This window comes from Flavobacteriales bacterium (genome assembly GCA_025210295.1).
GTDB lineage: Bacteria > Bacteroidota > Bacteroidia > Flavobacteriales_D > Parvicellaceae > S010-51.
Genome location: JAOASC010000002.1, coordinates 40402 through 55483 on the forward strand (window position 1 = coordinate 40402; position 15082 = coordinate 55483).

13 protein-coding genes are annotated in these 15082 nt (G+C 33.8%); 2 read left to right on the top strand and 11 right to left on the bottom strand.

Annotation, left to right across the window (positions count from 1 at the left end; all coding sequences use genetic code 11):
• Positions 1–47 precede the first annotated feature (47 nt).
• From N4A35_00565 to N4A35_00590, 6 genes are all read right to left on the bottom strand, one after another.
• The gene (locus tag N4A35_00565; protein ID MCT4579881.1) at positions 48–761 is read right to left on the bottom strand and encodes a class I SAM-dependent methyltransferase; all 714 of its coding nucleotides are present in this window, start codon (positions 759–761) and stop codon (positions 48–50) included.
• Positions 762–833: 72 nt separating this feature from the next.
• Entirely contained in the window at positions 834–3077 is a 2244-nt protein-coding gene (locus tag N4A35_00570) for a TonB-dependent receptor (protein MCT4579882.1), read from the bottom strand.
• Positions 3077–3421 (bottom strand): cation transporter, encoded by a 345-nt coding sequence (locus N4A35_00575; protein ID MCT4579883.1) that lies wholly within the window; start codon positions 3419–3421, stop codon positions 3077–3079. Before N4A35_00575 ends, N4A35_00570 begins: the two co-directional genes overlap by 1 nt.
• Positions 3422–3490: 69 nt before the next feature.
• On the bottom strand, positions 3491–3895 hold the full coding sequence (locus tag N4A35_00580; GenBank protein MCT4579884.1) for a hypothetical protein: 405 nt from the start codon (positions 3893–3895) through the stop codon (positions 3491–3493).
• 34 nt (positions 3896–3929) lie between these two features.
• The gene (locus N4A35_00585) at positions 3930–5240 is read right to left on the bottom strand and encodes a sterol desaturase family protein (protein MCT4579885.1); all 1311 of its coding nucleotides are present in this window, start codon (positions 5238–5240) and stop codon (positions 3930–3932) included.
• Between the two features lie 75 nt (positions 5241–5315).
• On the bottom strand, positions 5316–6011 hold the full coding sequence (locus N4A35_00590) for a hypothetical protein (GenBank protein ID MCT4579886.1): 696 nt from the start codon (positions 6009–6011) through the stop codon (positions 5316–5318).
• A gap of 165 nt (positions 6012–6176) precedes the next feature.
• Here N4A35_00590 and N4A35_00595 point away from each other — a divergent pair, with 165 nt between their 5' ends.
• The gene (locus tag N4A35_00595) at positions 6177–6806 is read left to right on the top strand and encodes a phosphatase PAP2 family protein (protein ID MCT4579887.1); all 630 of its coding nucleotides are present in this window, start codon (positions 6177–6179) and stop codon (positions 6804–6806) included.
• Positions 6807–6835: 29 nt separating this feature from the next.
• On the opposite strand, the gene N4A35_00600 is transcribed toward N4A35_00595, so the two are convergent.
• Both N4A35_00600 and N4A35_00605 read right to left on the bottom strand, forming a co-directional pair.
• Positions 6836–7864, bottom strand: a complete 1029-nt coding sequence (locus tag N4A35_00600) for an NAD(P)-dependent glycerol-3-phosphate dehydrogenase (protein ID MCT4579888.1) — start codon at positions 7862–7864, stop codon at positions 6836–6838.
• Between the two features lie 3 nt (positions 7865–7867).
• The gene (locus N4A35_00605) at positions 7868–9547 is read right to left on the bottom strand and encodes a 1-acyl-sn-glycerol-3-phosphate acyltransferase (GenBank protein ID MCT4579889.1); all 1680 of its coding nucleotides are present in this window, start codon (positions 9545–9547) and stop codon (positions 7868–7870) included.
• A 251-nt stretch (positions 9548–9798) separates the two neighbouring features.
• Between N4A35_00605 and queG the strand changes: the two genes are divergently transcribed.
• Positions 9799–10698, top strand: a complete 900-nt coding sequence (gene queG, locus N4A35_00610; protein MCT4579890.1) for a tRNA epoxyqueuosine(34) reductase QueG — start codon at positions 9799–9801, stop codon at positions 10696–10698.
• A 205-nt stretch (positions 10699–10903) separates the two neighbouring features.
• On the opposite strand, the gene N4A35_00615 is transcribed toward queG, so the two are convergent.
• The 3 genes from N4A35_00615 to N4A35_00625 form a co-directional block, all read right to left on the bottom strand.
• Positions 10904–12280, bottom strand: coding sequence for a S41 family peptidase (locus N4A35_00615; protein ID MCT4579891.1), 1377 nt, complete (start codon positions 12278–12280; stop codon positions 10904–10906).
• A 90-nt stretch (positions 12281–12370) separates the two neighbouring features.
• Positions 12371–13936 carry a T9SS type A sorting domain-containing protein gene (locus tag N4A35_00620; protein ID MCT4579892.1) on the bottom strand — a complete coding sequence of 522 codons (1566 nt, stop codon included), beginning with the start codon at positions 13934–13936 and terminating at the stop codon, positions 12371–12373.
• A 21-nt stretch (positions 13937–13957) separates the two neighbouring features.
• Positions 13958–15055 carry a hypothetical protein gene (locus tag N4A35_00625; protein ID MCT4579893.1) on the bottom strand — a complete coding sequence of 366 codons (1098 nt, stop codon included), beginning with the start codon at positions 15053–15055 and terminating at the stop codon, positions 13958–13960.
• Positions 15056–15082: the final 27 nt, after the last annotated feature.

The following is a 15082-nucleotide window of genomic DNA, read 5'->3' on the forward strand; positions in this document are numbered from 1 at the left end:
ACTTTTAGATATAACCTCCAAAATAACAAACTTTTCTGATGTATAGTCTATTTTCTTTTAAATAAAGTGTAAATGTAAGGTCTTGTATCTCCCGATGGCATAGTGTAGGTGTAGTTGAAACTTTCTATTAAGTCAAAGTTGTCTTTTAATTTCTCTTTTAGCATTAACTCATTATATCTTCTTACAGGTAATCCACTACATTTTGTAGCCCCATTAAGATTAAAAGTAGCTAAGATTACATAGCCTCCTTTTTGAACCTTTTCAGTTAGTAAATGAATATACTCCTCTTGGTCTTTTGGTTCGGTAAAAAAGTGAAATACAGCACGATCTATCCATAAGTCAACAGGCTCAATACTTTTTAAGAGGGTTGGTCGTGTAAGATCGTCAACAATCCAATTAATAGCACTTGCTTGTTGTTGAAGTCGCTCCTTAAGTAAGTTTAGGGCAGTTTCACTAATGTCAGTCGCTGATATGTTAGTAAAAGCACTGTTTAAAAGCTCATCGATTAATGTTGTGGTTCCCGCTCCAATATTCATAATATGTGCGTCCTTTACAAGGTTTAGTTGTTCAATTAGCGCCAGTGTTTTTTCTGGAACTTTTTCATACCACCCGTTTTTTTCATAATCAACCACAGTGTATATCGTATCCCAATAGTCTCTTAGATCTTCGTTAACTTTAGTTTTGGTTATCAAAGGTCTTGTAGGTGCTGCAGTTGTATTGTTACAACCGCAGCTTCCTCCAGTATCGCAAGAATTTGTCATTTTAAAATTTTTAGCAATTGAATGTATGCTAAAGTTACAGTATTCTTCTTTTATTTAGAGTGATAAAAGTCACTATTGAACAGTCCATCGTAATCCTATGTAATAATTACTCCCCATTATTGGTCCCCAAATTAATGAGCTATCAAAGTAGTTTCCATTGGGGTTGTTTACTTGGACTATAGGGTTTTCTTGTTTGAAGTTCGTTAGGTTTTCACCACCAAGATAAACCTCAAAATGTTGGTTAAAGATTCTGGTAACTTGACTGTTAATTAAAAAATAATCAGGTGCGTTGTCACTCAGCTGATATTGTATGGGGTTACTTTGGGTAGCGGGAATTCTTTGTTGTCCAATCCATTGTGCTGTCAATTCGCCTTTCCATAAACTGCCTTTTTTGTTTTTTCTTGAAGAATAGGATAGCGAAGTAAATGCCCTATTCTTAGCAACAAAAGGAAGGCTTTGCAGTCCTGTTTGATAAGTTGTTTTTACAGCTAAGTATCGGTATGCTAAACGAATATCTAAACGTTTGTTTAATTGATAATTGACTTCAGCTTGTAGTGAATTAGCAAAAGATTGGCCATCTAAATTGTAAACATTAACGGTTTGTGTTGATTGTTCCAGGTCAATGACCACTTGGTTGGTAAATTCCGTTCGGTAAACATCAAGTTGAATGGATCCGTTTCTTCTATTTAATTTAAACTCTTGATTGATCCCCAATCCGAAATTCCAAGCTTTTTCTTGTTGGAGTCCATAACGAGGTGAGTTATTTTCATTGTTGATGATCCACTTTCTAGAACTAGCCATTAACCCAATGTTTTCCATAATAACATTAGGGGTTCTTGTTCCATTTCCAACAGCAAATTTAGCAGTTGTTTTTTCCGATAGGTTATATCTCCCATGCAAACGAGGGGTTAAAAAAGCTCCATACACAAAGTTGTAATCAGCTCTTAAGCCAGAAATTAAACTAAACCTATTTTTATTAAGTGTATGTTCAAAATATCCGCCAAGAACTTGTTCTTCTAATAAAAAGTTAGCTCGTTCATTAGTGTCTAGGTCTATCGTCTCCTTATAATGATCATAATTCCCACTAATTCCAGTTTTAAAGGTTTGATTTTCATTGATTTTATTCTGGAAAATTGTATTGATATAACCAGAAGTTTGTGCCCCCAGATATTCTTGACCAGAGAAATCTCCCTCATAATTGTAATAACTACCAGCCAGCTGGATCGCTAAACTTTTATAGTCATTATCTGGAAATAAATAACCAATTTTTGCGTACGAATTGATTTGTTGGGCTTTGGAGTTAACCTGATAACTAGGAATATTAGATTGATTTAATAAAGTACCCGCTCTGCTATCGGTAATCAATCCACCAACTCCATAGGTCATCCGAATGTTATTTTTGCTATACTTCCATTCGTTTCTTACAATCAAATGGTTGACGAGAGGTTGGTCTAAAAAGTTATCCTTGTTTTGATCAAACTCAAATTGCTGATTTTTGCCATGCAATAATAAGGTAGATTCCCAGTGTTTTTTTATGGGGTGATCTAGGTAAATATTCGCTTCTAATCTTCCTTGAGCACTTCCAAATAGGTTGAGATGTAGGCGTTCTGAGTTTCCTGGTTTTTTCATCTCAATATTAATTTGACCTGTTGTACTCTCAAATCCATTTACCACAGATCCAGCTCCTTTAGAAACCTGTATGGAGTTAATCCAAGCTCCAGGAATATAATCCAGGCCATAAATACTCGTTAAACCTCTTACAGAGGGAATGTTATCTTGCATAATTTGGACATACTTTCCAGAAAGTCCTAGCATTCGAATTTGTTTAGTTCCAGTAATTGCATCTGCATAATTAGCATCAATAGACGGGTTGGTTTCAAAGCTTTCGGCTAAGCTACAACATGCAGCTTTTCTGAGCTCTCCTTGTCCCATTGTATGTGCGTTAATAGGGTCTACTTTCGAAAGGTAATAGTCTCCTTTTTCAAAGATAATTTCCACATCATCTAAGATGCTGCCTTCTTGTAAAACAATTCTTAAGGTGTCGGTAGAACTGTAGGTTAAAGTATCTGTTTTAAAACCAATAAAACTAAACGTAACTTGTGGATTGGGAAGTTGAGTGTCTACAGAAAAGTAACCTGTTGTAGAAGATACAGTTCCTGTGTTTTCTTCCAATAGTTTAATGTGAACTCCAGGAAGTGCCGTTAATTTATTGTTCTCACTTAACGTATAAACATAGCCTCTTATGGTTTCTTGCCCCATAAGTTGATTTATCGTACTTGCTGCAAACACGATAAATAGAAATAAGTAGAAACGCATTAGTCTCTATATTTACAACATCCGTGAATATTACGATAAACTTCGTCAGTCGCTTTTATAGAGTCGGTGTCATGTCCAACATCAGCAATTAACTGATGGATTTCTTTAGCAGAAATGATGGCTGGTTTATAAATAACAGTACAGTTATGGGTGTCAACATCCCATTCGGAAAATTTTACACCTTTAACATCAAGCGCGTTTTCAATACGCTCTTTGCACATGTCACATATACCATTGACATTAAAATTGATCTCGGTTGTTTTTTTCTTTTTTTCTTGTCCTAGTCCAACTGTAGACAGAAGACTTATTAATACAGTAATGAATATAATTTTAGTTGTTTTCATAATAGTTAATATTTAATTGATTCTTTTAATTCTTTGGGGAAGAAGTTTAAATGGTAGAACAATTAAATATCACAATCTGTATACTTGAAGCAGCGCTTGATTATCATGGTTTTGATAAATCCAAGGAGGCGCTCTTCCTTTTAAAATCTTTGTTTTGAATGTTTGTGCGTTGGTACTTTTGTAGGTTGTCGACAAAAGAGCCAGATCGTTGAATAAAAGTTTAGCATCAATGGTTTCTGGTTGGAAATGAACATCATGATCCAAATGAACGATACTTATTTTATCAGAACAACAATCATCTTTTTTTTGATGAAATGGACAGCTGTTTTCAGGTTGAGGACAACAACTGTCTTCAACTTCAAAATAGGAATAACTCGTTGTATCACTAACCTCACAATAATGTTCGTTAATTCGAACACCAATAGTGGTATACAAAATTGTAAAGGTTAATAATATGCTGACTAGTTGTCTCATTACCAGCTAATATACGTAAAAAAAGATAAAAAGTTTATCCCTTAACAGAACTTAACTTTTTATCGTACCATTTTAAGCGAATCAACCACAAGGCCATCATTGCTGTTGCTGCAATAATACCTGTTGTCAAATATGGCGAAACATTGTCCATATTAGAAAATACAAAAGGAACAATTAGTGCTGTTGCAATCAGTCGAATACTATCTAATAAACCAGATCCTTTCTTTTGGTCCATAAAATAACCGTGTGAAAGAATCGAAAATAAAATGAGTCCAATTAAAGCAAGTACATAATCTTGGAATAAGAAATCATAGGCTTCACGCATATAAGCTTGAGCAATAGACATTTCAACTTCCCCCTCTGGTTTGGGAACGACTAATCGGGTTAGCAAGAAAAACAAAGAAAAAGTACTAATGACATTGATTAAAATGTAGGCACTTTTTTCTACCCCAAATAATTGGCGATAATGAACACGTTCCCCTTTTGCATCTGTTTTGTATTCAGATGGTAGGTGTTCTACATCTTCTGGTGTAAACTCTGGACCTTTTACAAAAACAGCTATTTTGTTTTTTAACCCTTGAGTCCTTGAGGCCCTGGTGAAGAGGTTTTTCCAATAAGAGAACTGTGCTCTAAAAGCGTTTGAACTTTCAAAACCACTTGTAATTCCATAGTCAGGTTCCTCTTCTTCTTCCATAAAAGTACCAAACATTTTATCCCAAATAATAAAGATGTGTCCGTAATTTTTATCTAAGTACTTCGGGTTTCTTGCATGATGAACTCTATGGTGAGAAGGTGTGGTCATGAAAATTTCTAAAAACCCAAGTTTTCCTACAAATCGAGAGTGTGTAAGGAATTGGTAAATACCTAAGAATATTGCTGTAGAAGCAACAGTTAATGGATCAAATCCTAAAAAGGGCATCCAAATAAAAAAGAATGAACGGTTAATAACAGCAAAAAATGAAACCCTAAAAACGGTAGAAGTGTTTAGTTCTTCACTTTGGTGGTGTACGATATGTGCAGCCCATAGGAAGTTAATTTCGTGGCTTAATCGGTGATGCCAATAAGCGAGAAAATCAGTTACAAACAGTGCAATAATCCATGTAATAGCGCCAGATGGAATTTTCCAAGGTACCATTTGGTAGATGTAATTAAAAACAAAGAATAACATCACCGCCCAAAACGCATCAAAGGAACGTTCAATCATCCCACAGGATAAGTTGGTTAAGGTGTCTGCTAAGGTGTAAACACGCTGTTTCTTAATACGCGATACAATTAATTCGATGACCAAAATAAGCAAGGCTATTGTAACCCCTGCGGTGAACATTATTTTAAGTGTTGATAACATTTTGAGTGTAAATTTTGTGCAAAATTAGTTAAACTTTGATTTTAAAGGCTGATTTATAGCATCTTTTGTAAAGTTTTAACGTTTTAAAAAAGAAATATTGCTGGTACCTTTAAAAATTATAAACATAAAAATTGCCATTAGTACGTGGCTGATATCGTGATAATTAAACCATTTTGAAATGCTGATTTGATTGTTATAGATAAGTCCTGGTAATGCCCCATAGATGATGGCGCCAAAGATATAGGCATGCCCTTTTTGTTTTGTCCTGATGTAGGCGATTAACTGAATTGGAATCACAAAGAGGATCAGCGAAATCGTGGAGTTCAGTTGTGGAATGACAAAGTTTTTGGAACTAACCATTAAAGTGACCATAACGATGTATTGAATGACAAAGAGCACCTGAAGCAATGAAATGATCTTGTTGGGAATGAGGTTTCTCAATTCTTTAATACTTCCTATTTCCATAGATAGTAAGGCTGTAGCACTCATCACCCAGCCAATAATTTTCCATTCGAAACCAACATAAGCTTGTAGTCCATGACCAAACCAAGCCGCACTGGTCATTCCAATAGCAAAAAATAGAAAGTAAAATTTATAATTCACAAAACTAGAAGATTGCTCCCCTTTATAGTTGTTGAAATGATAAAAAGCGTAGAAGCAAACTAAGGCCGTTAAAAAATCAGTTAAAGTGGTCACAGGTTCCCTCCATTCAAAGTTACCAATCCACAATGTGGGGTTTAAAATTGGATCTTCATTTTCTACAAAAAACATTTCGCAAAGTTAGTTTTAAATTTAGATACTGAGTAGAATAGGGGTTAAAAATATGAATCGATAGAAAAAGGACTAAAAATATGACATAAAAATTAACTTTAAAATAATATTAAAATTAGCTATAAGTTCTATATTTGGTTAGCCGTTTTTTAACCTATTTTTAAAATGAAATTAATCAACAAAATATCAGTTTTCTTTTCTGTTACTTTTCAGCCGTTATTTATGCCGTTTGTTGCGGTATTGATGATGTTGTTGTTAAACGATACGGTTAATAATGAAGTGCCTGTTGAAACGAGAAAGTATGTAATGTGGATTAGTTTTTTATTTACTATAATTCTTCCAGCAATGATGTTTTTATTGTTTTATAAAATGGGCTGGGTAAGTGATTTGAATTTGACCGTTCGTAAGGAGCGAGTAGTACCTACTTTTTTAGCTTTGCTGCTGTATTTTACATTGTATTATTTAGTTCGAAATTCTGAGGGGATGCTTCCAGAGTTTATACATGTTGTGGTAGGTTGTATTGTTGGAATACTCGTGGCCAATATCGTAACAGCATTTTGGAAAATAAGTATTCATGCACTAGGAGTGTTTAGTGTTGTAGGTTCTTTAGTGGCTATTTCAATAGCTACAGGTCAAGCTATTCCTGTTTTTGCTTATGTGTTTTTAGCAATCGCTGTAACAGTTGGTGTAAGTCGAATTATTCTAAAAAGACATACACCAATGCAAGTGGTCATGGGAGCCTTACTGGGATTCCTTAGTCCCTTTTTAGCGTCTTATTTTGAGGTGTATATTTGATATACCTACGATCAGTTTGCCTCAAAGAGCTATTTTAAGAAATCTACGTCTGCTTCCACATTAAGGTTCATTAAGTAGTTAACCCCTTTTTTTATTTCCATCCCCTCAAAAATGATGTTGTATAATACATTGGCAATAGGTGCTTTAAATCCGTATTTACTTAGAGCTTTGATTAATTGAAGTGTTTTTACCCCTTCAGCTACTTCTCCAATTTCCTCAATAATATCGTCTAGATTTTTGTCCTGAGTTAGGAAATATCCAACTCTAAAGTTACGACTCAATTTACTGCTACAGGTAGCCATTAAATCTCCAATCCCTGCTATGCCTAGAAAAGCTTCTGGGCTGTAACCCAATGAGCGAGCGATATAGATCATTTCAGTCATTCCTCGTGTAACCAGCAGAGCTTTGGCGTTGTCTCCATATCCCAAACCAGCAGCAAGACCAGAGGCAATAGCTATGTAGTTTTTTAAAATTCCCGCGAGTTCAATACCAACGGTTTTGTTACTGCCGTATACCATAAAGCGATTACATGCTAATGCTTTTTTTCCTAATTCAATAACTTCATCATATTCACTGGCAACAACAGCCGCAGCAATTTGTTTTTCAGCAATTTCAGTTGCTAAATTAGGCCCTGCTAAACAACCAACTCTTACAACGCCAGTTTCTTTTAAGATTAATTCTGACATGGTAGAGATTTCACTTTTGGTGAGTTCTAAGTCTTTACTCAGTTCTTTTTCAATGTGTAACCCTTTTGTTCCGTGAATTAAAATATGTTTGGGCGTTAAGTGTTTTTTAAACGTTTGCAACATCATTTTAAAGCTACTTGATGGTACAATTGGAAAAATTAAATCACAGGAGTTTGTGATTTCTTCAGGTACATTGGTCGCTTTGATGCGTGGATTAATTTCTTGATTCTTGTGTGAACGTTTAGTATTGATATTATCAACGACTTGTTCGTTTCTAGCAAATAGAATAACATCATTATTTTCTGCTAATAAGTTAGCGATTGCTGTACCAAAACTACCAGCACCTATTACTCCTACAGTTTTTTTGATCATAAATTAAAAAAGTTTGTTTTCTAAATCATACCCTAAAGATCGGTTGCGATAAAAATATAAAAGTTTCATGTCGCTGATTAGAATTGTTTTTTGTTTTGATTTTTTTAAAACAGGTTTTGGGTGATATGTCCCCAAGAATTTTATTCCGTTGTTGATAATAAAACGTGTGTCTTTATAGATTTCCTCAGAGAGCTTTAATGCTTTTTGTGTTTTTAATTCCAACAATAAGTCTTTCATTTTTTGAACCCCTTTCTCAAAGCTATTATAATCAATAGTAAGCTCTTCTTTGGGGAGCCTTAAGATTTCATAGATGCTCAACTGTTGGTGGCGTTTTTTGATGATTTCAAAAGCTACAAAAGCTACTAAATGGCTGGTGAATACAATGTTATTTTCCTTAAATGCTTGCGTTATTTTATCAGCTAGCCTAGCAGTATAGACTCTGTTTCGTTGTTTGTTCTCAGTTAACTCGTCTTCAGTTGTAAAAAAATCTTCAATATTTACTTTTTGACCAATGTTGTTAAAGCTATTGCCGTCAAAGTCAACTTCGTTACCAAGTACATCCATTGGTTTTCCAAAAGAAATGATAATTTTTGGCGTAGCTGTAAAGAACTTATAAAGAAATTTTGTGGTTTTAAATGAGTTTTTGAATTCATCTTCATCTAAATAGTTCTCTTTTCCTTCAGCTTTTAGGTGTTCGGTAATTAATTTGTTGGCTTCCATTACAAAATGGTAATTGAGCACAACAGGTACTACAAATATTTTTGTGTTTTTTTGATGAATTAAGTTCAATTGCTGAGCTTCAATTGCTGTACCCAAGAGTCCCAATTTTAGTTTGTCTTCGATAGCTCCTGAACGAGAACGTGTTCCTCCAGGGAAAAATAAACTGTGAACACCCCTTGTAAGACCGATCGTAGAGTAGTTTTTTAGCATGTTTAAATAAACGTCATTTCTACGTCTTCTATCTACTTTGTACGAACCTAAATTATTCATAAAGTTAGAAAGCAGCTTTATGGTAAAAAGATTAATTCCAGCGCCGTAAGTTACAGCAGGAAGACCAATCCCGTTAATGGCCATTCCGATTGTTGGAGAATCTAAGTTACTAAAATGAGTGGGCACAAATACAAGGGTTCCTTGTGTAGAAAGTTTTCTGATTTGTTCAATTTCTCCATTCAATTGTAATTTTTCGTGAATGGATTTAGCTGGAGCAAATAGTTTATATAGTTTACCAGGAAATGTGTTTAATAGCCTTGAAAAAACAAAAGGTAGAATTTTTCTTGCCATTTTGTATTTTCCAGGGTCAAAGTTAGCAACAATTTCATTAGCGTAAAGTTCCAATATACTGTCTAATTGTTTCCCTATTTCTTCATTACGCTTTTCTTGGTCATCTATTCCTGAAATTTCTATAATATCCTTTTTCTTTTGTTTCCAAAATTCTAGTTCTTCAGGTTTGTCAGATTGCCAAGGATTTTGTTTTAGTCGAATGATTTCTTGATAACGAATGGTATTGATCTCATTGAGTAGGTCTTTCTCTTTTTTTAATCGACTGAGTGTTTCCTTTTTAGTCTTAGTTATAATTGCTTTAAGATAGTTGTCTTTATCTTGACTTATCGTGTATATTGGCCATTCTTTGATGTCTTCAATCACATAAGGAAGCATTTTTTTGTGTGTGGTAGAATCTTTCATTAGAAGTTGGTTGAAGTTAATTTACAAAGTGAAATTATAAAGGTTGGTATTCTATTCGAGCATTTTTGAAAAACATAACAGTAGCTATGCTTTGGCCATAAAGCAACAATAGAAATAAAAAGCGTTAAGTTTTAGCATATCAATTGATCTTTAAATAACTTCTAGGCATAAATATAATAATCTAAATTAGAATTCTTCAATAATCGAGGAATGATTAGATTTGTATTGTGCAATCCATAAAAAATACTAAGTTGATAAAAGAAAAGGCTTTTGAGTTGGGTTTTTCTTTTGTAGGAGTTTCTAAAGCTGGATTTTTAGAAGAAGAAGCCCCAAGGCTAGAAGCATGGTTGAAAATGAACGCACATGGAGAGATGGGCTATATGGCCAATCACTTTGATAAACGGTTAGATCCTCGTTTGTTGGTAGAAGATACTAAAAGTGTAGTTTCATTGTTGTATAATTATTATACTGAAGAAACGCAGGAGGATCTTACTGCTCCTAAGATTTCAAAATACGCTTATGGAAAAGATTATCATACCTTAATTAAAACAAAACTAAGAGAACTTTTTGCTTTTATACAAGAAGAGATTGGTGAAGTAGGCGGACGTTATTTTGTAGATTCCGCTCCGGTTTTAGACAAAGCATGGGCTAAAAAATCGGGATTAGGATGGATAGGTAAGAACGCTAATTTAATTAATAAACAACAAGGCTCTTTCTTTTTTATAGCTGAGTTGTTATTGGATTTAGAGTTGGATTATAATACAACTCCTATCAAAGATTTTTGTGGAACTTGCACAAAATGTATTGATGCTTGTCCTACAGGTGCAATCATAAAACCTTATGTGGTCGATGGAAGTCAATGTATCTCTTATTTTACGATAGAGTTAAAAGATGCTATTCCTGTTGAGGTAAAAGGAATGTTTGAAGATTGGATGTTTGGGTGTGATATTTGCCAAGATGTTTGTCCTTGGAACCGTTTTTCTCTCCAACATAATGAACCGTGGTTTGAGCCACACCCAGATTTATTAAAGCTAACCAAATCTGATTGGGCGGAAATTGAGCAACCTTTATTTCAAGAAATATTTAGAAAGTCAGCTGTAAAACGGACAAAGTTTAGCGGTTTAAAACGTAATATTGAATTTTTAAAATAACATCAAAAAAAAGCCCGCTTCAGCGGGCTTTAAAATAGACTTAAAGTTTGACAAGTCTTTTTGTAGCAAAACCATCAGAGGTAACCATTTTTTAATGGTAGATGCCTTGGGGGAATTTCGATAAGCTGATGTTAGCGTTATTGCTGTTCAATCTTGGTTTAGAAAGCTGTCGTTTGCCTTCAATAAATGCCCGTTTTAATGGTGATTATTTATTGTTAGCATCATTTTTAATCCAATTTATAGCATACTTGAGCGCATCGGTTTCTGTATAAATATCTGGATAAACTGGCTCCAGAATAGAAGCATTCCCATTTGCTCCTATGTCATAAGTTGAACTTATAAAAACTAGACTGTGAGAGTTGGGTAGAGTAAAGCTTATTTGTTCTCCAAAGTCATTTGTGTACTCTCCCGTTGGAGTTCCTATTAATTTTGTAATGTTATAGGTTTTAACTGCATCAGCTAAAAAATTAGCACTAGAAAATGTACTTGGCCCAATGAGTATACACGATTTACCTTGAAAAAAGTATTTTGGCTTAATTGGGTGAGTAAGTTCTGTTGAGTCTGTATCTTCTATAACTTCTTGATTAGGAGTGTTCATATATTGAAGCATAAAATCTTTACCGAATATTCTGGAATAAACTTTATTTTCGGAATATGCCTTTTTCGATTCTTTACTTACTTTCCAATACCTCCCACTTGATTGTTGATAAGGCTTTCTTGTAATGTAAGACAAAAGTAGGTCATTCAGGCCTGAATCTCCACCTCCATTTTCTCGAACGTCAATGATAAGCTTATTAATATTTTCTCGTTTTATAGTTTTGAAAGATTTTTTTAAAAACTGATCAAATTTCTTGTAGTTATTACAACTATTGTACGAGATTAAACCAATCTCATCATCTAGAACTTCAAATGAATAATCCACTTGTGTTTGAGCTGAATTTAAAAAATTAGAAAGTTCACTTATGTCTAATCCTTTTGTCGAAATAATTTCACTAGAATTGTCTATTTCTATTGAATAGGGTGCTTTTAGAGTATCATTAAAAAATAGGAATAAAGGGAATGCTTTTTCAATAGAAGCAAGCTTGAATGCTTCTATACCTCCTATGTATGACAAACATTCTTTGAATAATTCAACAATACTTATTCCATTGATTGTCTTTATCTGCATGCCTGCCTTAAAAGCTGAAGTTTTAGATCTCGTAACAATAAAAGTTTGATTGTTGTCGATCAACTTACCCGAAAAAGGAAGATAATAATGCGATTTTATTTCAGGCATTATTTTTTCATTTTGCCAGTACATATAAGAGTGGCCTCCACTCATCATAGCGGATAATTTCATTCCGGTAACCATAAACTGTTTAAAAGAGATTGAATCTTTTTCCCAATTATCTAATAATTCCATTTTTTTACGAATTAATTCTTTAGGCGTGACATGGAAATAAGGATTGTAGTGAACTCTGTCAAATGTTTTTATGAGTTGTTCTATATCATTCGTGGCTTTATCTACTGAGATATAAGAAGATTGTGCGCTTGAGTTTTGAAGAACAATCAAAAATAAGCAAGCTAATAAAAGTGATTTCATACATTTAAATCTAATAGATGATTTCGACATAGGAATAGCTATAAGTTGGCTTTTATTGATGCTAACATTAGAGTGTATTTCACCAGTCTTTTATTTTTTAATTAACTTATGTTTCTCTTGCAATCCATCCACTAGAATAGTTATAAAATAAACCCCAGGAGCTTCGTTCAAGTTAAGGTCTACTTTTTGGCAGTTTTTATAACTTCTAGTATACACGATTTTACCAGAAATATCTGAAATACGAATTTCTAATTGTTCGATGTTTCTATTCATATCAATTGAGAAATCACCATTGGTAGGGTTAGGATAAATAGAACTATTTAAAGTAGATTCAATAGCCTCAATCCCAACAGAAGTATTGCAATTTGTGCTCCAATTTGCAGTAGCATCTTTAGTCCAGCCAGAATTGGTTGTTGGATCAAAACCACTATCGTGCTGAATACAAGTTAAACTAGGGTTACTTTCAGACTGCATAACTGCAATACTACTATTATTACCATTAGCTACATTTAAACTTGTTAAGTTGTTAGATTGACAAGATAACTCTGTTAATGCTGTATTTGTGCTTACATCTAAACTTGTTAATTGATTATTACGACAGTTTAAGCTAGTTATAGCTGTGTTAGAAGATAAATCTAAGTTAGTTATCAGGTTTGCCGGGCAATCTAATGCTGTTAAAGAAGTAAAAGCTTCAATTCCTGTAAGGTCGCTTATACTTATACCAGGTAAATAAATCTTTCCTGTATAGGCTTGTGCTTCTGTTTCACAAATTTCACCGTCTCCGTCTGTATCAATTACGCTTATTCCTGGACCTGTATAAATTGCTGTACCATGAGCTAATAAAGCTGCTTTAAAATTAGCATCTGGTATGTTTACAAAGTTTGTACAGTTCGAAGAGTTGTTTTTTTCGTTAAACAAAGAAGTTATTTCCGTTTGGGTAATTGGAGCTTCATAAAAACGGAAATTGTCTATTTTTAAATCTTGAGACAATCCATTTCCTACTGTTTGTGAAGGCAAATAAATGTCTAGTCCTCCAAAAACGAAAACGTTACTTAGACTAACTTGATATTGTTTATCCATAACCTCATAATTATCGAGGTAGGTACGTAAATAATACTTTCCTCCTCCAGACCAATAAACCGCTTTTACTACTAAATGATGCCAATCATTATCTAAATAGTTTGCAAAAGAATGATAAAAACCGCTAGGGCTTACACCAACAGAGGGTTGTTGAACCCTTAATGAAGAGTTGTTAGCGGTATTATAAAGTACATCAATTGTTAATCCATAGTTACTGTTATTCTGGTCTTTTAATTCTAACAACGTAAAATCATTGGTACCTTGATTAGCTTTAAACCAAAAACTAACTACATATTCTTTTACATTTCCAGAAAAAGTAATATTTCCTACGTTACTAAGTGATGCTCCGTCAGGAGATATTGCACTGTTTCCAACCTCTATCCCTTGAACATAGCTCACGGTATTTGATGGTGTTAAGCCTCCTGCATTATAGGAACTTCCACTTGTCTCAATAAGGTTGTTGTTGTCAAATTTATATTCTACTACTAAATCTTGTGTAGGTATTTGTTGTGCATTCAGCTCCTTTCCTAAAAAAGAAAGTGCAATTGCTGATAAAAAAAAGGTAATTTTTTTCATAGTTAATTATTTTTTAGATGATTAATTTTTGTATTTGTTGGCGTCTTTTGGATTTACATAGTAAATTAATTGATCGTTGTATAGCATGTAAGTTTTTCCCCATGAACTTCCATTGTGTTTTTGACCAATATAAAACCCTTCTCTTTTGTAGTTGCCATTGGGTGTTTTCATTACAACGATACACTTTAGAGAACGGGTAAGCAGTTTACCTGTTAATGCACTTATTCTAGTGTCCCATTCTGTAGAAGTGATGTAGGCATATTCTACCTTTTCTTTCCAGTTATAACTCGCTGCAGTTTTCTTAATTAAAGCTAATGCTTCAGATTTTAATGTCGCATTTTTCATTCCCTCAGTAGGTAAAGGTCGAGCGTCTTCAATTTCCCCTTGTTTCCATACTCTTCTTAATGCATCAAATTTTTCAAAAACAACTTTTGAAGTGTGTTTTATGTTGGATTGATAATCTTTGAATTTAGTGGTGTCTTTGGCAGCAATAATAAAACCTTTAGGTTCGATGTTGTTCATCCAATAATGTCCTTCTTCATCGTTTTTGTGGTAAACATCTGCGCCAATTAAAAATACTCCTGGCTCTAATAATAAGCAGTTGGCATTATAAAACCCCTCTGGACCGCCGAGCATTCCCATTTGGAACATTAAATTTCCTTTATCTGCCGATTTGTGGTATTGTTCAAGAATTACAGCATTATTTACTTTTTCCTTTTCCCAATAAATATTCATGTTATAGCTTTCAGGAAAATATTCAACTGTAAAACCTCCATAAGCTTTTGCAGTGTCTTTGCTAAAATGGCTTGAAGGATATACAAAACCGTAGGTGTTTAAATAATAAAAACCAGAAAAATCAATAGGGTCAGCAACTTCTTTTTTGTAATTCCCCTTGACTATCATTTGACCTTTTTCGGTTTTAAATAATCGATCTTCATCACTGTAAGGGTGCTGATTCAGTTCTTGCTCAGAAACGGTTTTCATGCCTTTGCTCTGAGTACCTGAAATATTTTTCTTCTTTAATAAATCGTCTTTTAATCCTTTGGAAATTTTATTGAGTTGGCTATAGCTAAAATTAACGAAAGCTAATGTCATCAATGTTAAAAATGTAGACCGCATATTTTAATTGTATTATAATTTTGATGC

What these genes read in the sequence shown, in the direction of transcription:
- N4A35_00565 (MCT4579881.1), bottom strand. Translation starts at nt 761, where the DNA reads ATGACAAATTCTTGCGATACTGGAGGAAGCTGCGGTTGTAACAATACA.
- N4A35_00570 (MCT4579882.1), bottom strand. Translation starts at nt 3,077, where the DNA reads ATGCGTTTCTACTTATTTCTATTTATCGTGTTTGCAGCAAGTACGATA.
- N4A35_00575 (MCT4579883.1), bottom strand. Translation starts at nt 3,421, where the DNA reads ATGAAAACAACTAAAATTATATTCATTACTGTATTAATAAGTCTTCTG.
- N4A35_00580 (MCT4579884.1), bottom strand. Translation starts at nt 3,895, where the DNA reads ATGAGACAACTAGTCAGCATATTATTAACCTTTACAATTTTGTATACC.
- N4A35_00585 (MCT4579885.1), bottom strand. Translation starts at nt 5,240, where the DNA reads ATGTTATCAACACTTAAAATAATGTTCACCGCAGGGGTTACAATAGCC.
- N4A35_00590 (MCT4579886.1), bottom strand. Translation starts at nt 6,011, where the DNA reads ATGTTTTTTGTAGAAAATGAAGATCCAATTTTAAACCCCACATTGTGG.
- N4A35_00595 (MCT4579887.1), top strand. Translation starts at nt 6,177, where the DNA reads ATGAAATTAATCAACAAAATATCAGTTTTCTTTTCTGTTACTTTTCAG.
- N4A35_00600 (MCT4579888.1), bottom strand. Translation starts at nt 7,864, where the DNA reads ATGATCAAAAAAACTGTAGGAGTAATAGGTGCTGGTAGTTTTGGTACA.
- N4A35_00605 (MCT4579889.1), bottom strand. Translation starts at nt 9,547, where the DNA reads ATGAAAGATTCTACCACACACAAAAAAATGCTTCCTTATGTGATTGAA.
- N4A35_00615 (MCT4579891.1), bottom strand. Translation starts at nt 12,280, where the DNA reads ATGAAATCACTTTTATTAGCTTGCTTATTTTTGATTGTTCTTCAAAAC.
- N4A35_00620 (MCT4579892.1), bottom strand. Translation starts at nt 13,936, where the DNA reads ATGAAAAAAATTACCTTTTTTTTATCAGCAATTGCACTTTCTTTTTTA.
- N4A35_00625 (MCT4579893.1), bottom strand. Translation starts at nt 15,055, where the DNA reads ATGCGGTCTACATTTTTAACATTGATGACATTAGCTTTCGTTAATTTT.